This is a genomic window from Rhizobium sp. GN54, assembly GCF_021026345.1.
Classification (GTDB): Bacteria; Pseudomonadota; Alphaproteobacteria; order Rhizobiales; family Rhizobiaceae; genus Mycoplana.
This window is the reverse complement of the sequence record NZ_JAJNCZ010000011.1, coordinates 125,710-147,795: the sequence shown is the minus strand read 5'-3', so window position 1 is coordinate 147,795 and position 22,086 is coordinate 125,710. Positions and strand designations below refer to the sequence as shown.

Below are 22,086 nucleotides of genomic sequence, written 5' to 3'. Positions count from 1 at the left end.
TCCGGACGACAGATGCGGCAAGGGAACCGCCGTCGATCACGACGTGATCCGTGATTTCGACATGCTGTCCGGGAAGTGCTGCGATCATCTTGATCAGCGGCGCGAACCCACCGGCGCACAAGCCTCGTCGGAGATACCCTCGCCGTCGTGCCTCCTCGAATATTGCGGTCGGGGGCGGGCAGATGAAGACGAGATCTCCGGCCTCGAGCGGACGATCGAGTTTCTCGATACGCCAGAGCCCGACCGGTTCGCTCGGCGTCAGGTTCAGCCTATAACCGCCGACAAACGCCGCTGTGATAAAGCAAGCGACAGCCACCATTGACGCGCTCAGCAGCATCATCGCGCCGCGCCGCCTCATTGTTTCACAACCGGAGTCTGGCGCTGCGCGAGACGCAATTCCTCGACCTGCCGCAGGGTCTCGGTCGTACGCTCATGGGCAGCGAGCTGCTGGGCCGTGCGCATGACTGGCCAGGCTTCCTTCAGGCGCTCTTTCTCCTGTGGCTGCATTCCCTCGGAGAGCTTGTCGAACGTTTTGCCCGATGGCTCACGTGCGGCATTGGTCAGCAGGGTGCGTTCGCCGAACCTCTCAGTCACCGCCTTATTGAACCCATCGATCTCCAGCTTCGTCTCCCGGTTGCTCAGCGCATATCCAAGGGCGGCGGGAAGATCGTTGCGGTCGATCGCATCGCGCACGCGCTCGAGCACGGTGCGTGCCTCAGGTGAAAGCGCCGGAATGTCGATCGAGACGCGCTGCCTTAGCGCCCTTTCCTCGGTCTCGTGCCGCAGTGCAACGCTCTCTCGCATCTGCAGATAGCGTTCGATGTCGCGTTTCACTGCGGGCACATTGACCTCGGCGATGCGGCGCGCCTCGCGATCCGTCTTGCTGGCAAGAATGCCGGTCTTGCCCTTGAGCGGGCCGATCGACGCCGGCTCGGTCTCAAGCTTCTGCAGCATTTGTCGCGCCGTGTCCCTGTCGGCCAACACGGCACCAAAGTTCATCGCCCGAAACGCCGTCTCGGGATCAGCGAAGACATAGCGGAAGCGGATCGAGACCTCCTCCCATTGCTTCTTCAGCGCCAGATCGGCGTCGAGTTTTTGCTCAACCGTGTCTGCAACAGAATTCTCGAACCGGGTGATGCCGGCGACCATGGGTTTCGACTCCTTGGCTGATTGTGTTGGCGGGGATTGCCGCAGGCCGAAACGTTCACCGATCTGGCGAAGGCGGTTGGTGAGATCGGTGAGCTTGCTTTTCTGGCGCAGCGTCCAGTCGAGCCGGTCGCGCAGCAGCGTCCGCGCCACTTGCATGATATGCAGGCCTCGGTTTTCGGCAAAGCGAAGCGCCTCGCGGTAGAGCGTGCCGCGCTCGTAATCGAGGGTCGTTTCCTTCACGTTTCGCCGCGACAGGATCTTCGTCAGCCCCCCGTTCATCTCAAAGGAGCGGCGACCGAAATAGACCTGAAGGTCCTCCCGATGGCGCGTCATCGCGACATAGGTCAGGTGGCGATCCAGAGAAAGGGAAGCCAGCACCTTCACCCGGTCGACGGTGGCGCCTTGGGCTTTGTGGATCGTGGTGGCATAGCCGTGGTCGAGATTGCAGTAGAACCGCTGTTCGACAATTACCTGCCGGCGCTGATCACCCTCCCCCACCGTTGCAACGATGCGGTTCGCCGCCGCCTCTACCACATGACCGATCATGCCATTCTTAACGCCGAGCGATCCCTCGTTCTTTAGGAAGACGATCTGGTCGCCGGCGTCGAAACGGCGGGGGCCGTCGGCTGTCTTGAAGACGTGTCCCTCTCCGACAACGCCTCGCTCGACCAGCTGTTCGCGTGCCATGACATTGAGCATGCGCACGTCGCGGCGCAGATGGGCGAGGATCAGCGTCGTCTTCGTCTGATCGTAATCGTGGTTCCAGTCGGCGATCAGTCTCTCGACGGCTTCAGACTTGAGACGCGCGCCGAGCACGCTGCCTTCACTCTGGTATGCAACAATCGCCCGCTCGACATTGCCGCGCGCAAGATCGAGCGACGCCTTGCGCATCCAGTCCTGGCGCTGGCGATAGATGGTTTCGAGTTCGGCGTAGCCGATGCGATCGACGATCGCCCGGAAAGCAGCACCCGCCTCGATCGGTTGAAGCTGTTCGGGATCCCCGATAAGCACGATCTTCGCACCTGCCTTGACCACGGCGTCGATGAACCCAGCCATCTGTTTTGAGGCAACCATGCCGGCCTCGTCCATGACGAAGATGGTCTTGTCGTCCAGAACGTCGCGGCCGCGGTTCCAGCGCAGCTCCCATGAGGCAAGCGTTCGGCTCTGGATCCCCGCTTCCTTTTCCAGACCTTCCGCTGCCTTGCCCGCAAGCGCACCGCCAACAACCCGATATCCAGCCAGTTCCCACGCCTCGCGGGCCGCCTTCATCATGGTGGTCTTACCCGCGCCTGCGCGGCCGACCACCGCCGCGATGCGCGCGGAACCGGCAACATGCTCGATAGCAGTCCGCTGTTCTTCCGACAGACGCGAATGAAGGGCGAAGGTGGCCTCCAGCACCTTGTCCGAGACGCTATGCGACGCCCTTCCCGCGAGCCAGACCGACCGACTCGCCATCTCCGCCTCTAGCCGGATCAGCGCGCGCGCCGTGTAACGGGCCGGCACTCTTTCCCCGGTCGCGAAGTCGATTGTTTCGCGCTGAAGCCGCAGCACCTCCGGGCTCTCGATGATCCGTGTCAGGAGCTGCTGGAACACGGACTGATCGTCGACATAACGGTTCAAAACCTTCGCAACATCTCGGGCGCCGAAGACGCTTTTCTCCCGCGTGATCAGGTCGAGCACGATCCCAGGGGTCCGAAGGATGCGGCGGGTGTTTTCGGCACGCCGCGCATCGTTCAGCTCGATCCGTTCCAGCTCAGGCTGAACGCCCTGCTTCTCCGCCTTGCGCTCGATTGCCTTGGCGCCGACGCCGAGATGGATGGTCGGCTCCAGATCGATGCCCTGCTTCTCGTAGGATCGACCATCGACACGCAGCGAGATCCCGTTCAGCGCCAGGTGATGGTTGAGGCGCTCAAACCAGGCGTCACGAAAGGCATTGAAATCATCCGTCGCGCCGGCCCAGAGCTCGTACACGATCTTTCCGGCTTTCGTCCTCAGCGGCTGGCCATCCTCCCCGAGAACCGCGACCTTCTTCGGGCCGAAACCGTCCTCGGTGAGCGGCCGCAGGGTCGTCATCAGGTGGATGTGCGGATTGCCGGGATTGTCGTGGTAGACCCAGTCCGCCACCATCCCCTTCGACAGGATCTGCCGCTCCGCGAAATCCCGCACCAGAGCAATGTTCTGCTCTGCCGTCAGCTCCAGCGGCAAAGCAATGGTCAGGTCCTTGGCAAGCTGGGCATCGGAGCGCTTTTCGAAAGCCTCGACCTTGTTCCAGAAGGTTTCCGAAGCACCGGCAATCGAACGATCGGCTGTCAGCAGCCGCACCCATTTCGGGGCATCCGCCGGGAGAGCAAACTCCTCGTGCAGAAGCCCTTCTTTCCGGGTGTAGTCGATGGTGCGGGCCTCCCGCTCGTACTCCATCCTGGCACAATGCCGGTAGGCAGCCGACAGCACTGCACTGCGGCCGTCACCACGGCTGACAATGCTGACGGAGAAGTGGGCGATGGCCACGGCGGTGAGTCTCCTGGTTCGAACCTCGTTCGTCGGGAACTGGCCAGGCCGTTCAGGCCTCAACGCAAGGCTTCGCGCCAGCGACGTATAATTGCGCCCTTGGAAGCCGCTCCTTCGGAACGGCGGGATCATCCACCAAAGTGTCGGCCTTGCCGACGTGCAGATCTGCACATTCCCTCCCAAGGGCATGCGGGAGAATCTGGGCATCGCAAGTGCAACGCCCAGACGTCATAGGAGCAACCGGAATGAAGAAACCGTCGTCCAGGATCAGGGAAGAAATCGCCAGATTGCAGGACCAGCTGAAGCAGGCAGAGACCCGTGAAGCCGAGCGCATCGGCAGGATTGCGTTGAAAGCCGGTCTTGGTGAGGTTGAGATCGAGGAAAGCGAGCTTCAGGCGGCTTTCGAGGAGATTGCCGAAATGTTTCGCGCAGCAAAGGCAAGGTCGGCTGGGAAAAAACAAGCCGGGGGGACCAGGACCATCGACGAAACATCTGCGGCGCTCGCGTCTGGCGCGGATGCGGGCGGGCCTAGTGAGGCTTGAGCGAATGGCGAAATCCATGGCGTCAGACGCGCGCAAAAAGGACACGCGCGAGAAAATCGAGCTTGGTGGCCTGATCGTGAAGGCAGGCCTCCGCTACGAGAAGCGCGCACTGCTGCTCGGCATGCTGATCGACGCAAGCCAGCGGATCAAAGGCAATGAGGGGGAAAAATCGCGCCTGATCGCGATCGGGGCTGAGGCATTCGGCGATGACGGCGAATAGATTGATGCTTCTCATACTGCCGATGCTGGTCATGCTCACCGCAATGTTCGCGACATCCGGAATGGAACATTGGCTGGCAGCACTCGGAACATCGGCACAGGCCAAGCTGATGCTGGGCCGAGCCGGTCTCGCTTTGCCCTATGTCATCGCGGCCGCCATCGGCATCATGGCCCTGTTCGCCACGAACGGATCAGCCAATATCAGGGCGGCTGGTCTGAGCGTGCTCGCGGGCAACAGCTTGGCGATCACTGTCGCCATCGTCCGCGAGGCATTCCGCCTGGCCGGCTTTGCCAACAGTGTCCCGGCAGGGCAATCGGTTCTGACCTATATCGATCCGGCAACCATGCTGGGTGCGGCCACCGCCTTCACCAGCGGCATGTTCGCGCTGCGTGTTGCACTCAGGGGCAATGCCGCCTTCGCGACCAGTTCGCCGAAGCGGATCACCGGCCGACGCGCCGTCCATGGCGAGGCCGACTGGATGAAACTGCCCGAGGCTGCAAGACTGTTTCCCGACACCGGCGGCATCGTCATTGGCGAGCGATACCGTGTCGATCGCGACAGTGTCGGGGCCATGCCGTTCCGGGCCGATGACAGACAAAGCTGGGGAGCCGGCGGAAAGTCACCATTGTTGTGTTTCGACGGTTCCTTCGGCTCGTCGCACGGGATCGTCTTTGCAGGTTCCGGCGGTTTCAAGACGACATCCGTCACGATCCCGACTGCGCTCAAGTGGGGCGGTGGTCTTGTGGTGCTCGACCCGTCGAGTGAAGTTGCGCCGATGGTCATCGATCACCGGCGCAAGTCCGGCCGCAACGTGATCGTGCTCGATCCCGCCACGCCTGCGATCGGGTTCAATGCGCTCGACTGGATCGGCCGCCACGGCAACACGAAGGAAGAGGACATCGTCGCGGTGGCGACGTGGATCATGACCGACAATGCACGGGCCGCGTCCGCCCGCGACGACTTCTTTCGCGCATCCGCCATGCAGCTCCTGACGGCGCTGATCGCCGATGTCTGCCTGTCCGGGCATACGGGCGAGAAAGACCAGACGCTGCGGCGGGTCCGGTCGAACCTCTCGGAGCCAGAGCCAAAGCTCCGCGAGCGCCTGACGCGCATTTACGAAGGTTCGGACTCCGATTTCGTGAAGGAGAATGTTGCCGTTTTCGTCAACATGACGCCGGAAACTTTTTCCGGCGTCTACGCCAATGCGGTGAAGGAAACGCATTGGATGTCCTATCCGAACTATGCGGCGCTTGTGTCGGGCGACAGTTTCTCGACCGATGATCTCGCGGAAGGCGGCGCGGACGTATTCATCGCGCTCGATCTCAAGGTGCTGGAGGCACATCCTGGTCTGGCGCGCGTCGTCATCGGCTCGCTGCTGAACGCGATCTACAATCGCAACGGCAAGGTCAAGGGACGCACGCTCTTCCTGCTCGACGAGGTCGCGCGCCTTGGTTATCTGCGCATCCTCGAAACGGCCCGCGACGCCGGCCGGAAATACGGCATAACGCTCACCATGATCTTCCAGTCGATCGGCCAGATGCGCGAAGCCTATGGCGGGCGTGACGCGACCAGCAAATGGTTCGAATCCGCATCGTGGATCTCGTTCGCCGCGATCAACGATCCGGACACGGCGGATTATATTTCGAAGCGCTGCGGCGACACCACGGTCGAGGTCGACCAGACAAATCGCTCCACCGGTATGAAGGGAACGTCACGATCGCGATCGAAGCAGCTCAGCCGTCGGCCGCTGATCATGCCGCACGAGGTCCTGCGCATGCGCAGCGACGAGCAGACCGTGTTCACCGCGGGCAATCCGCCGCTCAGATGCGGTCGCGCGATCTGGTTCCGACGTGACGACATAAAAGCCTGTGTCGGGCAGAACAGGTTTCATCGTGAAGGAGAGTAAGGGGAATGAGAGCGCGCTCGAAGGATTGCGATCTGCTGCCGGCGGCGAGCCGGTCCGCGAGAGGATCGCAACCCGCATGGGACGAAATCGCCTGGCGTGTTCGGTGCGCTCAAGCGCATAGAGCCGTGCGGCAAAGCCGCCTCGCCCACGCTCCTTTCATTTCGAAGGGAAAAGCATCAGCGAGATGAATCGATCATCCGGTACCGATTCATAGAAGTCGTTGGACGCCGGTTCGCGAAGACGCGAGAATCCGGGCATGCAAAACGAGGAAACATGCCCGGTACATCTTCACCGTATCGACGCTACACAGAATATGCGGCGCTTCTATATGCTCGCGATTCAACCGACCCTGTTTGGTGGCGCCTCCGTCATCCGCAACTGGGGACGTATCGGATCTAACGGGCAGACGATGATTGAAACCTTCGATAGCCAAGAGGACGCGAACACGGCTATGTCTCGCCTCGAGCGCACAAAGAGAGCCCGAGGCTATCGCGACGTCCGCTGCGCCGATTGATGTGTCTGGAACAATCGAAACCTCATGTTTCCTGTGGTTTTCCCGTGTCTGGCAACACTTCCAGCATTGGAGGCCCTATAGCTGCCATATCGTCGCCGTCATACCTGAAGGACATAAACAAGCAGAGGAGATTGTCCTTCATGACCACCACAAATGAAATCGCCGACAAGATTGCATCCGAGCAGAACCTGACCAAGGCACAGGCCAAGGCCATCGTCGAAAGCGTCTTCAGCCAGATTACAGAGGCAGCAAAGGCTGGCTCGGAAACGTCGATCCCGTCTTTCGGAAAGTTCAAGATCAAGGAGACACCCGAGCGTGAGGGCCGCAATCCCGCAACCGGTGCGACCATCAAGATCGCCGCCTCAAAAAAGCTGACGTTTGCGCCGGGCAAGACGGTGAAGGACGCGCTCAACGGCTGAGGCATTTATGCCGCCAGGGGTCTGGCTGCAAGACGGAAGCCTCCTAGAACGGAGGGACCGCACTGACGCGACCGTCCTGCTCAGCCTCGACGGCGGCAAGCTCGGCCAGAGCGAGTTCCAGCTCCGCCGCAATCTGGCGCCCCTCGTTCGCGTCGCAGGCGGTGTTCATCTCAGCCCGCAGTTCCTCGATCTGGTTTTCGAGTTCGTAGGTCATTGTCCGATCTCCTATGTGAAAGACGATCAGCGGCGCCGGGTAGGGAATGACGATGTCAGGGATCGCTCAGGCGACCGGCAGCGCCGGGGAGTGGGGGAGCCGATTTCGTGTTGGCGGCTCCGCTGCCAACTCGAAATTGGGGGGACCGCTCATCCTTGACGACGGCGGTCCCGTCGGCATCATCACCGAATACTGAGCAGGTTCTCCATCCTCTCCGGATGGCACCAAAAAGCCGGACCTGGCTCAATGCCTGGTCCGGCTTTGATTACTCGGTAGAGGAGAAGGCTCCGCCGGCGGCGGAGCCCGTGATCTCATCAGTCCCGGTTCGGGCGGGACCAGATGAGCTGGAGGCCGTCTTCGCCTTCGACCTCGGCGAGCGTTGCGTAGATAGGGGCCGGGAAGCTCGGATCGTCGAGCTTGACCGAGAGGTAGTCGCGGCCTTGCTCGGAGGTCTTCTGCCAGGCGGCGCCTAGCTCTACGCTACCGGCGTAGACGCGGAACTGCGGGCCCTTGTCGGAGGGGTTATCGACCCGTGCGATGCGGGCTTTGACGTTTAGGGCGAGAGTACGAATGGAGCCGGTGAAGCCGTTTTCGGTGGAGGTGAAGGTGCCGATAGTTGCCATTGTCGTATTCCTTTTCTCGTGTCGGGCCGCGCCCATCGCGGCCTCGATGGCTGTCGCAAAGACCGGTGACGATCGGACCGCACCCAGCCGGGGTCCCCAACGCGCTTGCGCGTTGGGGTGGCGATTGGGCCGGAACAAAGTGGAGGGCGGCAACTGCCACTTTTGTTAGTCGGAGAGGAATGGCGGCTAAGCCGGCAGGGGTAAGAAAAGTGGTGGTGGCCGTTGCGGGAAGACGATCTAGGCGCAGCCGGTCTCCGGTCAGACATGCCTCATCGAGCCCGCGGATGGGTCGCTAGAAACTCTGACGGGAAGGGATATGGCGATGGCATTCCGCTGCATTTGCCTTGGGTACGAGGCCATCCCGCGCCACGCGCGCCGGGACCGCTCTCATCGTCTGCTTCATCAGGGGACAAGCGTTTCAGCTAACATTGGCCCGCTTGCTGACTGCGCCCGGTGCGATATCGTTGCCCTCGCGAATCGCTGCCTGGAGGATCAATGCGTCAGCAGACCAAGCCGTTCATCGTCGAACGCAAACCGTCCCGCAAACCCAAGCCCGACACTGCAAAACCGTCGATCTGGGGAAGGCTGGATGCTGACATTGCACAAGGTCTCCAACAACAATTGCATAGGGACCAGCCGGATATCGACTACGGGGCCGCCACCGGTGGTGACGACCGCGCTTGAACCTCAGGCGGCAGCTTTCACATCCGCTTCCGGCTGCAGCGAATGCAGGAAGCTAACAGCGCGCTGCGCATGGGCCGCCGCCTGAAAAATCGCCCGCTTGTCGTTGGCCAAAACCGACAACCACGACTGCAGATAGGATGCGTGATCTGGCCGAGGTTCGAGCTCCGGTGCGATGCCAAGATCGGCGCAGAGGAAGCAACTGCCTAGCTCGGCGATGAGTTCCTCCCGTGCCCGCTCGGTCCGGTCCTTCGCATAGCGCGACAGGTCACGTCCCACGCGATGCTCCGCAGCCGTCCAGTGGGTTGCCTCATGACTGAGGACAGCCGCGTATCCGGCAGCATCGCGAAATGCCTCGAACGGCGGCATCCGAATATAGTCCATGACCGGGGAATAATAGGCCTGATTGCCGCCTTGCCGAATGACCGCACCGGTATTTCGGAAGAAGCGATCGGCGCTGTCGATCCGCTCGACCGGATCAAAGACCTGGGCGGACGGCGCATAATAGCTGACGGGCAAACCGTCGATTTGCTCCACGTTGAACACCGCATACGCCTTCAGGAACGGAATCTCCCGGTCGACCTCGTTGCCGTTTCCGTCCGATTCCGACTTGGTGAAACGACTGGCGAAGACGACAGTCGAGCCAATCTCGCCCTTGCGCACGGCTCCGCCCAGATCGAGCGCCTGCTTGAAGGTCATCCACATTGATGAGGCGAAGCCACGTGACATCTGCTCCGACCACAGGAGCAGAACGTTCACGCCTGAATAAGGAAGGCCGTTATGGCGCAGCGGCCGGGTGATCCGGCCACCGATGTTGGAGGGGCTCCACGGTTTCATCCAGGGGCGGACGCCCTTTTCCAGATCCTCGACGATCCGATCGGTGATCCGCGTGTAGATCTCCAATCGGTCCGCTTCTGGTTTCTTTGTCATGACTTCTCTCTCCTTTTCTTAAGGCCGCGCCTATCGCGGTCCGTCACGGAGGTCTGAAGTCAGGGGCCGTTGGTGTGGCCAATGCACCGAAGGCCGTAACAGCGTGGAGGACGGCGGAGCCGTTGCATGGGCGCCCGGCTCCTGCAGGACCGCCGAGCGGGACGGGCCGCGATTGGGGCGTCTCCAGAGTCGTTCTCGACATGAAAAAGGCCGGCGCCTGTTGGCGCCAGCCTGAAAAGAGGGAAATGGCGAGGTGTGATCCCCGCCAAGTGTGTCATCCGAGTGCCGCCATCTGAGCCTCGGCCGCCTTGCGGTCGAGCGATGCGCCCGGGTTCTCGACCGGTCGGTCGAAGGGTTTCCAGGTCTCGCCGACAACCTGCTCGTAGGCCGCCACCGCGCCCTCGGCTGCCATCCGCAGCGCATGGGACTGGATGCCCATGTCGGCCGCGAATTCCCGCTTACGCTGCGCGGCGCTGTCATAGCCAACCGGACCGTCGAGATCCTCGTCGCGGGCATCGTTGGAGGCCTTGGCCGTTGCGTCGCGCGCTTCGGTGACGGCGCGGGAGTAGAACTGGCCGGCGCCGTGCGCCGATCCGACGAAGGCTCCGACAATGCGCTGCAGATGGATCTGCATTGCCTTTTCGCCGAGCCCTTCGGAAAGGCTGTCGGCGGTGTCGACGATCAGCCGCTCGTGCAGACTGCGGATGCCATCGCTGTCGACAACCGCTGTGCCGAAGCTTTCAGCGATCTTAAGTGCCTGGGAGGCGTCGGGGCACGAGAGGCGAACCATTTCGAGGGTTGCGCCTTTGCGGAGTTGCGAGACCCGTGCGTTGGAGCGGTTGAGAGTTGCGGGCTTGGCCATATCAGTTCCTTCCTTGGCTACCGAAGCGGTTCCGGCCTGTGCCGGTCTGCCCTTCGATGCGGGTACTCAAGAACCGGCAAAGGACGGGCGGCTTCAGAGGTCCGGTCCGGCTGAACAAGCAGGGCAGGTTTGCGGGCCAGCAGGTTTTGACCTGAGCAGACCGCGCGCCTGCTCTCGCGCTGTGAGGCTGAATCGGCCGCTCCGCGGCGCGACAGCGGCCTTGAAACGCCCGGCCGCCGGTTCAGACCGCAGCGAACAAGAAGGGCAGTCCGGCACGGCCCGATATCTGGCTCTAGCGGGAAGGAACAGTTTATGGCCAAGCCCACCATGCCGACGACATCAAAGCCGGATGTTCAGCACCAGCGGCTTCTTATCCGGGTCTGCCTATGTCGCCGGATGATGCGGAGGTCGCTAATCGCAATGCTGCAGTTCGCCGATGACGGTTTCTTGCATCGCCAGCCTGTGGTGGATCATGTCGATTTCGATCCAACGCTCGAAGGTGAGGCGGTCAACGAGCTCCTGGTGGCAAATACGTGGACCTGATCGGCGACGCGCCCGGCTCCGGGCCTTCATCGTCATCGCCTGCCTTCCCGCGCGCGCTGTAATCTACCGGGTCAGACGTCCAGATGCCGCTGGGTCTCTCGCCGGGCGCCGATTGCTTTCGCCAGCGGTTTCGAAGCGCGAATGTCGATCATGTCACATCCCCCGGCTTCGGCAGCCGATGAAGAAGGATGGCCAGTCGTTTTCAGCATGGTGCGTGAGATTGACGACGAAGCCGTCCGCACTGGAGTTGAACGCTACCCCCGAAAATCGGGGGTGGGTGCTGCCATGTTCGACTGGCAGGCGGCGGTCATGCTGCCGCTCGCTGATCGAAGTCATCGTCGTGCTCTCCGTCGTCAGACAAATCCGGATCCTGTAGATCGTCCAGATCCGCAGCCTCATCGATCTGCCCGTCCTGCTCCTCAGCAGGGTCGTCGGCTTGGCCGCCGTCGTCGTCGTGCGAGGCCGTGCCAAGGGTATCGGTGGGGGAGCTTGCTCGGATCCAATCGAGTAACTCGTCGGCAGGTGGCGCGAAGCGGGCCGACGCATGGACGAAGTGCTCGCTCGCGAAATGCTCGACGAGCGCTGCGCGGGTCTCCCGAACCTTTGGCCGCGGCTGCACCGATGCCTCGGCGCAAGACGCCTCCAGCGCCTGGCGCGACAGGCACAGGAGGAACTCCTCCGAACCCATGTTCGGCAAGAACTCGTCGGCGCCGATTGCCTCACCTGCAATACGGGACACCATGCCGCTGTTCGACATGCCCCGGCGGCACGACAGAACGTCGATCAGCACGGAGCGAACGGCAACACGAAGCGTGTCCTGGTCGAAGGCGAGCTTGCCATGCTCGTCGAACAGAGAGCCAGCATGGCGCGAAAAGCGCTTGCCGCCGTAGAAGGTCCCATCCGCACCGGAGTCGACACGGACGTTCTGCCCGGCGAAGGCCAGCACCAGCAGCGCCATAAGCATGTCGTCCTCTATCGGCGCGCGGCCAAGCGCGTCGTGCAAAGCGTCAGTGCGGAAATCGCCGATCATGTCATGGCCCTTTTGGGTGACATCAGGGCGAGGCTTTGAAACATCAATTGCACCGACACCTTCGCCGCTCTCGGTGATTCCTTCCCTGCCGGTTGCCTTCGGCTTGGCCGCTTCCGGCATGCGGTAATGCAACGTCTGGACCTTGCCGTCGCGATCGAGGTAAAGCGCGGTGTGATCGGACTTGGAGGGTTTCCCGTAGACTTGGGCTGCCTTCTTCGGCAGCTCCGGCTGGCCCCAGCTGTTGACCTCGACGATGGCGCCGCGCTTCGGCAGGTTTCTGGTCATCCACTCGTGTTGGCCGCCGAGGAACCCCTCGACATTTGTGGTATAGCGTCCGTCCTGGTCGGCGGGTGCGAAGAGGTCCTCGACCCATTCGATGCCGTAGGCCTGGGCCAGATCGTCACCGAAACTTGCATCCCTTGCGTACATGCGCTTCTTGGTGAGCGCGGACGCGATCTGCCACCACGGAGCGGTGTCGTCCTTCTTCGGCTTATGCGCCTTCCAGACCTCCTTCTGCTCCACCTGCCCCGCGGCCGCGATGATCCGCAGCTGTTGCTCGGACGGCATGTCGCCGAGCGCCATCTGCTCAAGCATCGCAGGCAAGACATTGGCGAGCAGGCGCAACTTGCGGATCTGGCGGACGGGAAGCGCAAGAGCGACCGCGATCGCTTCCTCGGTCCAGCCGAGAGCAACGAGACGTTCGATGCCCCGCCACTGATCGACCGGGTTAAGAGGCTCTCGCGCGGAGTTCTCAACCATCGAACGCATGGCGCCCCAAGAACGAGGATTATCGTTAGCGGCATCCACGACGAGGATTTCGATTTCTTCCAGTCCGGCGGCAATGGCGAGCCGCACGCGGCGATGCCCAGCGTCGATGATGTACCCGTTTCCGCCATCCGTTTCGGGGGCGACCACCGGTGGCTGGACGATGCCAACGGCCTTAATGGTCGCCAGCATCAGCGCATCGGCCTGCGGCGACGACTTCGTTTGGCGCATCCGGTCGGGATTTTCCTTGAGCGCGCGCGGGTCAACTTTCATGATCTGCATGGGATTTGTCCTTGTCTAGAGGGTTCCAGACCGGCGCTTTGCCAGCCCTTCCTGTCTTCCTTTCTTCGAAGACACCTCCCGGACCGCCGAGCGGCCGGACTGCCGCAACTGCGGCCGAGCATCCCTGCTGGGAAGGGCAAGCGGGGCTAACGGCCCTGCGAAGGACAATCAGCCGGGATGGCGCAGGCGGCGGTTGAGCGCTAGCGCCGACAGGAGGACCGATCTGCGACCGGTTCATCCTTGCTGCTTTCCTCTTTTCTCAAATTCTCATTTCTCAGTTCGTGCCAACCGCTCGACGACCGGAGAATGCCGGCGGCCGCCATACTCCGAGGATGGGACTAGGTTCGGCGCCCAAGAAGAGCCAGGCCATCGGCGAGCATGCGCTTCAAGATCAGTTTCCTGCTTTCCGGTGCGACAGAAACCGCTTCTGGGATAGCAATTGCAGAATGCGGTGGATTGACGGCTTCGGGGGGCGAGATCGGGAGGGGCTCCTCGACCATTGCGGCGACAACGACGTGCGTGATCGTTGTTTCATCCGATTTCACCGAAACGGTGACCTGTCCTCCGGAGCGAAGGCGGTCGACGCCCGTTTGAGCGGCCTCCTGCTCGTCTCGAGCTTCGACCAGCGATGTCTGCGTCACCAGAAAAAATGGCATGTGTCCCTGCGATGTGTTTTGCTGCAGATCTCATCCGCAAAGCGGTTGCGGTCAAGATGCAGCACCTCCTCAGCGGACGCCTCCGATACAAAAAAGGCGCTCGACCCGTGAGGGGAGCGCCTTCTTCTGTATCCCGGGACAATCTCAAACGCCGCGGCGATTGCAGCGAGCAGGACATCGTCTCATCGGGAAGTGATGCTCAGATATTGTTGACGAAAGGCAGTTTCAAGTCGTGATTCAATTTGCCGCCTGATAGATCTCGCCGTTCATCATGAATGCAGGACTAAACCGCATGAGCACAGATCCCGAGACCCGGAGAGCCATCGCAAAGCGTGCGATTGACCGGGCACGGGTGCATGGTGTGCCGATCGACACGGATCCTGCTTTCCTAGACCTTTCGGAGGAATGGATTCGCGGAGAAATCGATATGAGGACCATGCGCGAACGGTACCTTGCGATAATTGCGCTTCGATCTGCCGAGCGGCGGGACCCGCGCATAAGTCGTTTCGGCATAAACCTCCCGGATTCGTCCAACGAGGCGAACGGAGAATAAAAAAATGGGCCTCCGGAAAACCGCGGCCCATGAAGTGTGGAGATCTAAAACCTCCAGAGGGGAACAGCTGCTGCGACGGAACTGGGAGGTGACCGTCATCTGCATCAGCTGAAGGCACTATGCCCGAATTTTGACCAACTGGAAAACATTTATTGTGCAACGCAGCTATGCAGCTGCCGCGACGGTCACGTTGTCCAGACCTTCCGCCAGCTGAGCCTCGATTGCCCCCAACTTCAGCCGCTTTTCCTTGAGGTCGTCTGCGAACGCGAAAGCGCCTCCGTCTCGGGACCGGTATGACACCAATCGCCGCTCGGCCTCTTCAAGCCGCCGGCGATACTGGTTCTGTTCCACATAGAAGCCGCTGAGAGCGTGTTCCAAGCGTGATATGGCGCCGAGCGGTGTGACGGTGATCGCCAGATCGATTTCGTAATCGGCGCCGGTGCGCTGAAGCAGCGTCTCATAACGATAACCATCGCCTTTGCCGAGGCGCTCACCCTCATAGACAAGGTCGAAGCCACCAATCGTCCCCATATGCACCTCGCCCTCTTGCCGCAACTGCAGAAGCGTCAGGATCTTTTTCATCAGCGCGCGACCCGCTTCCTTTCTCTCAGCATGGCTCTCGCCGAGCACCGTCATGCTGAAGGCCTCGCCGCCTGTCGGCTTAAGCCGCGCGATATCCTGGCCGATCTCGGCGATACGCCGGGTCGAGACCTCGATCTCTCGCTCTGCATCACGCATCTGCCGACGAACGGCATATTGATCGTCTTCGTGGGCAGCACGCAATCGTTCAAGCCTCGCGATGTCGGCCTCCAGTCCGGCCTTCTGCATCAGCCGCTCGTCGCCGGAGGCGATGGCCTTGGCCATCGCGAACTGGTTGGCAGCTCCTTCGCCGATGTCCTCCAGCCGCCGGATCGACGTGTCGCCTGAAAGGGCGGCGGCAATGAATCGCGCCTTGCGCTCATTGTTCTGCCACATAGAGGCGTCCAGCGAGCCTTCCGTGGCGTAGGCAAAGATATCGACCTCGTCATGCTGATTGCCCTGGCGGACGATTCGGCCCTCGCGTTGCTCGATCTGCGATGGCAACCATGGCACATCGAGATGGTGGAGTGCCTTCAGCCGGAGTTGGGCATTAACGCCGGTGCCCATGGTCTCTGACGAACCGATCAGAAACCGCACCTTGCCTGCCTTGATATCGCCGAACAGTCGCTGCTTGGCTTCGGTCTTCTTGTAGTCCTGCATGAAGGCGATTTGCGAGGAGGGCACACCGAGCCGGATCAGCTCATCGCGAATGAAGCGATAGGCCGAGAATCCGCGGGACTTTTCGACATTGATCGTGCCGAGATCGGAGAAGATCATCTGTGCGGCGCCCGGCAGGTCGAAGTCCTTGCCGTCGGGGCGACGATAGATGGTTTCGCCGGTCTCCTGCCAGATCCTGTGGGCGTTGCGAACGAGCAGATTGAGCTTGTTGTCCTCTTCGTTGTCGGTCCCCGGCATGACGAAACGGAGGTCGATCGCCGCATGGCGTCCATCGGTGATGACCGAGAGCAGGATGTCGTCGCCCGGCTTGGCGGGACCTTCGCGCTGCTCGATCGCCTTGATCCTGGTATCGAGCATCTGCTGATAGGTCTTGAACAGAGCCGTCGGCTTGGCCGTCAGGATCTGACGGCGGCCGGTCGAGATGTTGGGCACCTTCACATATTTCCGGAGATCCTCCGGCATCACGACATCGGCGAACGAGCGGAACATCGCGATCAGTTCCGGCACATTAACGAAGGAGGCAAAGCGGCTGACCGGCTTGTATTTGCCGGATGGCTGGATCTCGAGTTCGGTCGTCGTGTCACCGAAGCAGGAGGCCCAGGCATCGAACTCGTGGAGCCCGCGTTCGGCAAGGGCAGCATGGCCGAGCAGGCGCTGGATCGAGAACATCTCGCCGAGCGTGTTGGTGATCGGTGTGCCGGAGGCGAGAACCAGCGACCGACCGGGATTCCTCATCTCGATATAGCGGGACTTCACATAGAGATCCCAGGCGCGCTGCGAGCCGTTCGGGTCGATGCCTTTCAGCGTCGACATATTGGTGGCGAAGGACAATTTCCGGAACTCCTGCGCCTCATCGACGACGATCTGATCGACGCCGATCTCCGAGATCGTGAGCAGGTCGTCCTTGCGGGTCGCTAGGCCCTGTAGCCGCTCCTGCAAGCCTTCCTTCAGCCGCTCGAGCCGCTTGCGCGAGACGCGGTCCTCGCTGTCGACTTTGGTCAGCAAATCCTCGTAAAGCTGCAATTCGTCCTGGATCATCTGTTGTTCGAAGGCCGATGGTACGGAGATGAAGCGAAACGCCGAATGGGTGATGATGATCGCATCCCAGGTCGCGGTCGCTGCCCGCGACAGAAACCTCGCGCGCTTGTCCTTGGTGAAGTTGGTCTCGTCGGCGACCAGGATGCGCGCGTTCGGATAGAGCGCCAAGAACTCGCGGGCCGCCTGCGCCAGGCAATGGCCGGGAACGACGAGCATCGCCTTGGCGATTAGGCCGAGACGGCGCTGTTCCATGATCGCTGCCGCCATGGTCATGGTCTTGCCGGCACCGACGGCATGAGCAAGGTAGGTCGAGCCATCGGCGATGATCCGCCAGATGCCGCGTTTCTGGTGGCCATAAAGAACAAAGGCGCCTGAGGCGCCGGAAAGTTTCAGATGCGAGCCGTCGAATTTTCGCGGCGCGATGTTGTTGAAGCGATCGTTGTAATCCCGCGCCAGTCGGTCGGTGCGATCGGGATCGGTCCAGACCCAGTCCTGGAATGCCTGCTTGATCCTCTGCAGCTTGTCGCGCGCCGCCTCGGTATCGACGACATTGAGCACCCGACGCTCGCCATCGGCGTCCTTGAACACGTCGAAGATCTGCGGGACCCGGCTGTTCAACGCATCGGCCAGCAATTCCCCGGCATGCCGCCGGCTCGTGCCCCATTCGGATGTGCCCGCCGCCGAGTAGCCGAGCTGCCGCGCCTCGACCGTCCAGGAGCCGAGCTCCGGCATATGATGGATGCGGATATCGGCCTCCATCGTCTCCTTGACGAAGGCGACGACATCGGTGGCTGGGATCCAAGGCGCACCGAGACGGGCGGTGATGTCCGATGGTCGCAGATCGGCCGGCTGCACATCCTGAAGCGTCCGCACGTTGCGCTCATAGGCCGTATCGAGCTCGGCTGCCGCTTGTGCTGCGGCGAGCTTGGTGCGCACCGTGCCGGAGAGATAGGCATCTGCCGTCTGCCAGGATCCATCGGCAGGATCGCGGAACACTTCGTCGCCGAGCTCGGCGATAACGGTGGAAGCATCGAGATGCAGGAGTTCGGCGATATGATCGAGATCGACATGGCCGCGCTCGTTGAGTACGACGGCCAGCGCATCAGCCGCATTGGTGATGACAGGCGACACCGGCGGAGCGATCACGCGGGTTGCGAATATCGGACCTGGCTTCGCCATGTCGGTCTCCAGATCATAGTCCTCGATCGAGGCGACCAGCCAGCAGTCGGGATCGTCGCGGAAAGGTGCGAGGTTCGGCTGCCGATGGGTTTCCTTCACCTCGCCAGTCTCGGCATCCTCCTGGATGGAGACGGTCGTGTGGTTGATCGGCCCGAAATCGCGCACGAAACTCGACCAGGCTATGCGAAGCCGGACCTGAAGATCGCGCCATGGCCGGTCGGTTTCCTGGGCCTTCAGCACCTCGCGCACGGCGTCACGGATCGGGATCAGCTTCGAAATGATCCGGACACGCTTTTCCGAGATCCCATCCCCTGTATGACGCTTTCGCACCGTCACAGGCACGGCAGCTCCATCCAGCATCTGCATCAGGCCCTTCGACCGGTCGATGAAGAAGCTGCCCTCGCGGATAGCTCTGTCCCTCGGCTGCAGATCAACGATTTCGCCGAGCTCGTCCTCCAGATCGATGTCGATCGGCGTCGGCTCGCCGTCATAGAGATCGGCCGGGAGAAGATCGATCGCAGTGGCAAGGGCGGCTTCCAGATCCTCTCCAGCGCGCGGCAAGCAGGTATAGACTTCGCCGAACGGTCCAGACGTCAGCGCATGGGTGCCAAGCACAAAGCCGGGGTGCCGGGCAAACCACCTGTTGACGCGGATCGCACTTTCGTCCTCCGTTTCGGGGCGAACCTCGTCAACGTCGAGCCAGGTCTGATCCCCCTGCGGCTCACCGGGCTTGCGCTTGCGGAAGAACAGGATGTCGACGACGACATCAGTGCCGGCGTCCCGGCGAAAGCTGCCCTCGGGCAGGCGGACCGCCGCGATCAGGTCGGCGGACTTGGCGATATGCCCCCGCGCCGTCGTATCGGCCTTGTCCATGGTGCCATGGGAAGTAACGAACGCGGCCAGCGCGCCCGGCTTCAGCAGATCGATAGACCGGGCGATGAAGTAGTCGTGCAGGCGCAGGCCGAGCGACCGATAGTTTCGGTCTGAGCGGACGGTGCGATCGGAGAAGGGCGGATTGCCGACGGCGAGATCGTAGATCGGAGCAAGGTCGGTGCGGGAAAAGTCGCCCTCGATGATCCGGGCCTTCGGCTGCAGCAGCTTGACGATCCGCGCGGTGACGGGATCGAGCTCGACGCCGGTGACGTAGCTGCTGTTTCGAAACGCTTCTGGCATCAGCGCGGGGAACAGGCCCGTGCCGATGCCTGGTTCCAGCACGCGGCCGCCGCGCCAGCCAAACCTCTGGATGCCGGCCCAGATCGCCAGGATAATGAACTCTGGCGTGAAATGCGCATACTGCGTGCAGCGGGCGAGCGATGCATAGTCTGCTTCGGAGACTGCGTTCTCCAGCGAGGATCCTAGATTGTTCCAGCCGTTACGGAAATCGCCCTCGCCCGGCCTACGGAACATGCCATTGGCCAACTCGCCGGCGCCAAAGCCGGTGAAACGGATCAGCTGCGCTTGCTCCTTGGGGGTTGCTGGGCGGTCCTGCTTGGAGATGTTATTGGCGACAATGATGGCCGCAACATTGGCGCGGGCGCGATCCTTCCAGGACGGAGGTAAGCCGCGATCACCCTCAAGATAGAAGTTTGCCTGAAGTCCTACCCGCCGAATGGGAGTGCCAGCGACCGGCGTGGCAGGTGCCGGCGCCGGCGGCGTGGGTTCCGGATCGTCGTCATTTGCGGCTGCAGGCGAAAAGTCGCCGAAGGCAGTGACGCCAAGGCCAAGCCCTGAAGAGAGTGCAGAACTACCGAACATGTCGAGCGTGAAGGGATCGTTGCTCACGATACAAACTCCTTGTGAAAGCGCGCGTCATCGTTCCGCCGGTGGAGTTCGGCGGCGAACGGACGCTGATTGATGTTGAAGATCCCGCTGCGGCGGGGACGTTACGACCACTCGATGATGAAGAGCTCCATCGAGTCATCATCGAAGGTGATGCCGAGGTGCCTCGCATTGGGGGTGGCAGCGATCATCGCCTCCAGTTGCTCGGCATCGATGAATTCGACGCCGTCATCTCCCCCGAAGGTCTTACGTTTGACCTCGAACCAGTCGTCGTTCGTGCGAGGATCGCATTCGAGTGCGTAAGCGACGAACGGCTTTTCGCCATCCGGCAATGCACCGTTCGAGCACAAGTAAACACCGTGGTCACCGACCAGCCATAGACCTGGCCGTTCGTCGCGCCCGGGCTGAAGGCCATAGTGGGGATTGCGAGAGCCGCCATTGGCTTCTGCATCGGCGCGACCGCGGGCGATCACCGCCCGCACGGATTCAATCGGAAAGGACAGCATGGCGCCCATCCCCTCACGCTGCGGCTGCCGCATCGGGAATACGGCGCAGTTGGACGGGCAGTTTGGTGGCGATCTCGTCGTCGGTCAGGTCGTCGAGAAGCTTTAACCTGGTAGCTCCAGCCCCTGTGTAGAGAGCGATGACGCGCTGGCCCGGCAGATACTGCGCGGCAGTTTCATCGGAATAGCCGCGATAGGCGTCCGCCGTGGCGCTCCAGATGTGCTCGAGGCGTTCGTCCCGCGTCATCGCTCTCACCGGGCGCGTCTCCCGCTCGATGATCGCCAGTCGCATGTCTTCCACAGACCCACGGTCGGAGAGATCACAATAGCTATGGAAGTAACGAATGACCCCGTCGATCCGCAACGCAAAAAATACCGATGTGACGGATCCGATCAGGAATTCCCGCATTGCGAACATCGAGCCCCGGATCCACAACGGCGGCAGGATCTCGTACATGTAATCATGTGCACGCTCGGTGATTTCAAACCACTCGCCAGCATAAAGCGCGCTCGCGTTACCCTCGAAACGGTGAGGACGCTGTGCATGCCGATCGAACATTCGGAACATCTGATGGCGCTCAGTGATGCCCTGGTAGACTTTACGGATTGCGGAAGGGGTGCTCATTGGCGGCTCCTTTGGCCCTGTCCGAACCGAAGTGCGGCGCTGCCCTGCCTCACCATCCTCTTCAGTCCTTCTTGACCCCTCCCCTCAAGCCGCAGCGTGTTCCGCCCGGGTCAAGGGCCGGCAAAGCCGGGCGCAGCTTCATCCTTGATGCGGGCGGCGCGACTGCGGCAGGCCTCGGCTTGTGTCCATTCTTCTCTCCCTCTTTTCTTTCTCCCGCGCTTTCAGCGCTTCATTCCAGTCCTCGGCCGGCGGCTTCAGGCGCAGCCAGTCACGGCCCACCTCATCAGCGATCTCACGGAGGCGGCCGGCAAAGGTCTCGCCTTGGCTATTGGCGTCCGTAGCCGCGACCAGAACAGCACCGCGACGCGCGGCCAGCTTACGGACCGCGGCGTCCGTCGCGGGCGACCAACCACCGCCGGTGCTGAGATAGACGCTCCCCTCGCGAAGTCCCTCGAATGCCGCAAGGCTCATGGCGTCGATCGCCGCTTCGGTGACGCAAAGACGCAAGGCGTCGGAGGAACCAAGGCGAAACAGGATTTTAGAACCGCTTGTCGAAAAGCCGCGCCAGTCGGGACCGCGCTCCTCCCAGCCGGTGACAGCGCCATCGCCATCGACATGCGCGGCCCACATGCTGCCATAAGGGCCTTCTCTAAGAGCGTCCCTTCGGATGGCCTCTTGAATGATGGTTACCGGCAGGCGGCGCTCGGTGTGCAGATAGCGCCAAGTCATGGATCCCTGCCACGGCTTACGTCGTGAGGTCCAGCGTTCCGGGACGGATGTGCTATAAGCGGGCTTTTGGACCGCACGAGACCAGACAGGATCCCTGGCGATGACCCCGACGAGATCCGCCACCCGATTGAGCGCTTCGACAAAGGTCACGCCGTCCAGATGCTCCATGAGACCGAAGACATCGCCTTTCGCGTCGGACAGTGGATCAAACCATCCCCGCCCCTCATGGATGACGATGACGATTTCCGCACCGCGCCGGTATTTTACTGCCTTGCGGGTGCTTTCCTTGACATCGATGGAAAAGCCAGACTGTTCCAACACGGCTGCGCACGGGACACGGTCCCGAAGTTCTTCCAGTTTCTGTTTCTCCATTATTTTCCCGGCGCTCTTGGCGCCGCCCTTCTCTCCAGATCCATTCTTCCCGCAATTTGCGGACCGTTCCCGGCGGTCCGCGAAGAGCAAAGGAGGCAAGGGCGCGCCATGGCAACCTGCTGATCTGCAGCTTGGCACCTCCTGTCGGTGCCACGGCGCGGCGAAGCTTCCCTTGTCGCCTGCCGCGCGCAAGCGGCATCAAGGAGA

20 protein-coding genes are annotated in these 22,086 nt (G+C 61.8%); 7 read left to right on the top strand and 13 right to left on the bottom strand.

The features are described 5' to 3' along the window. On the bottom strand, window positions 1-340 hold a 340-nt coding region (gene traF, locus LQK81_RS22760), incomplete at its 3' end, for a conjugative transfer signal peptidase TraF (protein WP_442967176.1). Between the two features lie 14 nt (window positions 341-354). Then, a complete protein-coding gene (gene traA / locus LQK81_RS22755; RefSeq protein ID WP_230808701.1) occupies window positions 355-3,657 on the bottom strand; it encodes a Ti-type conjugative transfer relaxase TraA in 3,303 nt (1,100 codons plus the stop codon). A 245-nt stretch (window positions 3,658-3,902) separates the two neighbouring features. Between traA and traC the strand changes: the two genes are divergently transcribed. The 5 genes from traC to LQK81_RS22730 all read left to right on the top strand — a co-directional run bounded on the left by traC (window position 3,903) and on the right by LQK81_RS22730 (window position 7,258). Next, the gene (gene traC, locus LQK81_RS22750; protein WP_230808700.1) at window positions 3,903-4,199 is read left to right on the top strand and encodes a conjugal transfer protein TraC; all 297 of its coding nucleotides are present in this window, start codon (window positions 3,903-3,905) and stop codon (window positions 4,197-4,199) included. 4 nt (window positions 4,200-4,203) lie between these two features. Continuing rightward, window positions 4,204-4,419 (top strand): type IV conjugative transfer system coupling protein TraD, encoded by a 216-nt coding sequence (gene traD, locus LQK81_RS22745; protein WP_230808699.1) that lies wholly within the window; start codon window positions 4,204-4,206, stop codon window positions 4,417-4,419. After that, window positions 4,406-6,325: a Ti-type conjugative transfer system protein TraG gene (gene traG, locus LQK81_RS22740; RefSeq protein ID WP_230808698.1), complete on the top strand. Its 1,920-nt coding sequence runs from the start codon at window positions 4,406-4,408 to the stop codon at window positions 6,323-6,325. The genes traD and traG overlap by 14 nt, the downstream gene beginning before the upstream one ends. Before the next feature lie 256 nt (window positions 6,326-6,581). Beyond that, a complete protein-coding gene (locus tag LQK81_RS22735; RefSeq protein ID WP_230808697.1) occupies window positions 6,582-6,839 on the top strand; it encodes a WGR domain-containing protein in 258 nt (85 codons plus the stop codon). Between the two features lie 140 nt (window positions 6,840-6,979). After that, a complete protein-coding gene (locus LQK81_RS22730) occupies window positions 6,980-7,258 on the top strand; it encodes an HU family DNA-binding protein (protein ID WP_230808696.1) in 279 nt (92 codons plus the stop codon). A gap of 43 nt (window positions 7,259-7,301) precedes the next feature. Here LQK81_RS22730 and LQK81_RS22725 read toward each other — a convergent pair whose 3' ends face one another. Beyond that, complete coding sequence (locus LQK81_RS22725; RefSeq protein WP_230808695.1) at window positions 7,302-7,472, bottom strand: hypothetical protein; 171 nt, start codon at window positions 7,470-7,472, stop codon at window positions 7,302-7,304. A gap of 314 nt (window positions 7,473-7,786) precedes the next feature. After that, window positions 7,787-8,095: a DUF736 domain-containing protein gene (locus tag LQK81_RS22720; protein WP_168808684.1), complete on the bottom strand. Its 309-nt coding sequence runs from the start codon at window positions 8,093-8,095 to the stop codon at window positions 7,787-7,789. Between the two features lie 495 nt (window positions 8,096-8,590). Here LQK81_RS22720 and LQK81_RS22715 point away from each other — a divergent pair, with 495 nt between their 5' ends. Further along, window positions 8,591-8,779 carry a hypothetical protein gene (locus tag LQK81_RS22715; protein ID WP_230808694.1) on the top strand — a complete coding sequence of 63 codons (189 nt, stop codon included), beginning with the start codon at window positions 8,591-8,593 and terminating at the stop codon, window positions 8,777-8,779. Between the two features lie 3 nt (window positions 8,780-8,782). Here LQK81_RS22715 and LQK81_RS22710 read toward each other — a convergent pair whose 3' ends face one another. Together LQK81_RS22710 and LQK81_RS22705 are read right to left on the bottom strand one after the other, a co-directional pair. Continuing rightward, complete coding sequence (locus LQK81_RS22710) at window positions 8,783-9,706, bottom strand: ArdC family protein (protein ID WP_230808693.1); 924 nt, start codon at window positions 9,704-9,706, stop codon at window positions 8,783-8,785. 274 nt (window positions 9,707-9,980) lie between these two features. Next, complete coding sequence (locus LQK81_RS22705; protein ID WP_230808692.1) at window positions 9,981-10,568, bottom strand: hypothetical protein; 588 nt, start codon at window positions 10,566-10,568, stop codon at window positions 9,981-9,983. A 312-nt stretch (window positions 10,569-10,880) separates the two neighbouring features. On the opposite strand from LQK81_RS22705, the gene LQK81_RS22700 reads away from it, so the two are divergent. After that, on the top strand, window positions 10,881-11,111 hold the full coding sequence (locus LQK81_RS22700) for a hypothetical protein (RefSeq protein ID WP_230808691.1): 231 nt from the start codon (window positions 10,881-10,883) through the stop codon (window positions 11,109-11,111). 153 nt (window positions 11,112-11,264) lie between these two features. Here the strand turns inward: LQK81_RS22700 and LQK81_RS22695 are convergent, their stop codons facing one another. The 7 genes from LQK81_RS22695 to LQK81_RS22665 form a co-directional block, all read right to left on the bottom strand. Further along, window positions 11,265-11,447, bottom strand: a complete 183-nt coding sequence (locus LQK81_RS22695; protein ID WP_230808690.1) for a hypothetical protein — start codon at window positions 11,445-11,447, stop codon at window positions 11,265-11,267. Next, a complete protein-coding gene (locus tag LQK81_RS22690) occupies window positions 11,419-13,188 on the bottom strand; it encodes a ParB N-terminal domain-containing protein (RefSeq protein WP_230808689.1) in 1,770 nt (589 codons plus the stop codon). Before LQK81_RS22690 ends, LQK81_RS22695 begins: the two co-directional genes overlap by 29 nt. Window positions 13,189-13,526: 338 nt before the next feature. After that, on the bottom strand, window positions 13,527-13,844 hold the full coding sequence (locus tag LQK81_RS22685; protein ID WP_230808688.1) for a hypothetical protein: 318 nt from the start codon (window positions 13,842-13,844) through the stop codon (window positions 13,527-13,529). A 718-nt stretch (window positions 13,845-14,562) separates the two neighbouring features. After that, window positions 14,563-19,653 (bottom strand): DEAD/DEAH box helicase family protein, encoded by a 5,091-nt coding sequence (locus tag LQK81_RS22680; protein WP_230808687.1) that lies wholly within the window; start codon window positions 19,651-19,653, stop codon window positions 14,563-14,565. 101 nt (window positions 19,654-19,754) lie between these two features. After that, window positions 19,755-20,156, bottom strand: coding sequence for a DUF3085 domain-containing protein (locus tag LQK81_RS22675; protein WP_230808686.1), 402 nt, complete (start codon window positions 20,154-20,156; stop codon window positions 19,755-19,757). Between the two features lie 13 nt (window positions 20,157-20,169). Further along, window positions 20,170-20,778, bottom strand: a complete 609-nt coding sequence (locus tag LQK81_RS22670) for a DUF1419 domain-containing protein (RefSeq protein WP_230808685.1) — start codon at window positions 20,776-20,778, stop codon at window positions 20,170-20,172. A 138-nt stretch (window positions 20,779-20,916) separates the two neighbouring features. Next, complete coding sequence (locus tag LQK81_RS22665; RefSeq protein ID WP_230808684.1) at window positions 20,917-21,879, bottom strand: DUF3991 and toprim domain-containing protein; 963 nt, start codon at window positions 21,877-21,879, stop codon at window positions 20,917-20,919. Between the last annotated feature and the right edge of the window lie 207 nt (window positions 21,880-22,086).

Bases quoted from the DNA above. Each gene is read 5' to 3' on its own strand.
- LQK81_RS22725 (WP_230808695.1), bottom strand. From the start codon at position 7,472: ATGACCTACGAACTCGAAAACCAGATCGAGGAACTGCGGGCTGAGATG.
- traD (WP_230808699.1), top strand. From the start codon at position 4,204: ATGGCGAAATCCATGGCGTCAGACGCGCGCAAAAAGGACACGCGCGAG.
- LQK81_RS22670 (WP_230808685.1), bottom strand. From the start codon at position 20,778: ATGAGCACCCCTTCCGCAATCCGTAAAGTCTACCAGGGCATCACTGAG.
- traG (WP_230808698.1), top strand. From the start codon at position 4,406: ATGACGGCGAATAGATTGATGCTTCTCATACTGCCGATGCTGGTCATG.
- LQK81_RS22710 (WP_230808693.1), bottom strand. From the start codon at position 9,706: ATGACAAAGAAACCAGAAGCGGACCGATTGGAGATCTACACGCGGATC.
- LQK81_RS22730 (WP_230808696.1), top strand. From the start codon at position 6,980: ATGACCACCACAAATGAAATCGCCGACAAGATTGCATCCGAGCAGAAC.
- LQK81_RS22685 (WP_230808688.1), bottom strand. From the start codon at position 13,844: ATGCCATTTTTTCTGGTGACGCAGACATCGCTGGTCGAAGCTCGAGAC.
- LQK81_RS22715 (WP_230808694.1), top strand. From the start codon at position 8,591: ATGCGTCAGCAGACCAAGCCGTTCATCGTCGAACGCAAACCGTCCCGC.
- LQK81_RS22690 (WP_230808689.1), bottom strand. From the start codon at position 13,188: ATGCAGATCATGAAAGTTGACCCGCGCGCGCTCAAGGAAAATCCCGAC.
- LQK81_RS22700 (WP_230808691.1), top strand. From the start codon at position 10,881: ATGGCCAAGCCCACCATGCCGACGACATCAAAGCCGGATGTTCAGCAC.
- LQK81_RS22665 (WP_230808684.1), bottom strand. From the start codon at position 21,879: ATGGAGAAACAGAAACTGGAAGAACTTCGGGACCGTGTCCCGTGCGCA.
- LQK81_RS22735 (WP_230808697.1), top strand. From the start codon at position 6,582: ATGCAAAACGAGGAAACATGCCCGGTACATCTTCACCGTATCGACGCT.
- LQK81_RS22695 (WP_230808690.1), bottom strand. From the start codon at position 11,447: ATGACTTCGATCAGCGAGCGGCAGCATGACCGCCGCCTGCCAGTCGAA.
- LQK81_RS22720 (WP_168808684.1), bottom strand. From the start codon at position 8,095: ATGGCAACTATCGGCACCTTCACCTCCACCGAAAACGGCTTCACCGGC.
- traC (WP_230808700.1), top strand. From the start codon at position 3,903: ATGAAGAAACCGTCGTCCAGGATCAGGGAAGAAATCGCCAGATTGCAG.
- LQK81_RS22675 (WP_230808686.1), bottom strand. From the start codon at position 20,156: ATGCTGTCCTTTCCGATTGAATCCGTGCGGGCGGTGATCGCCCGCGGT.
- LQK81_RS22705 (WP_230808692.1), bottom strand. From the start codon at position 10,568: ATGGCCAAGCCCGCAACTCTCAACCGCTCCAACGCACGGGTCTCGCAA.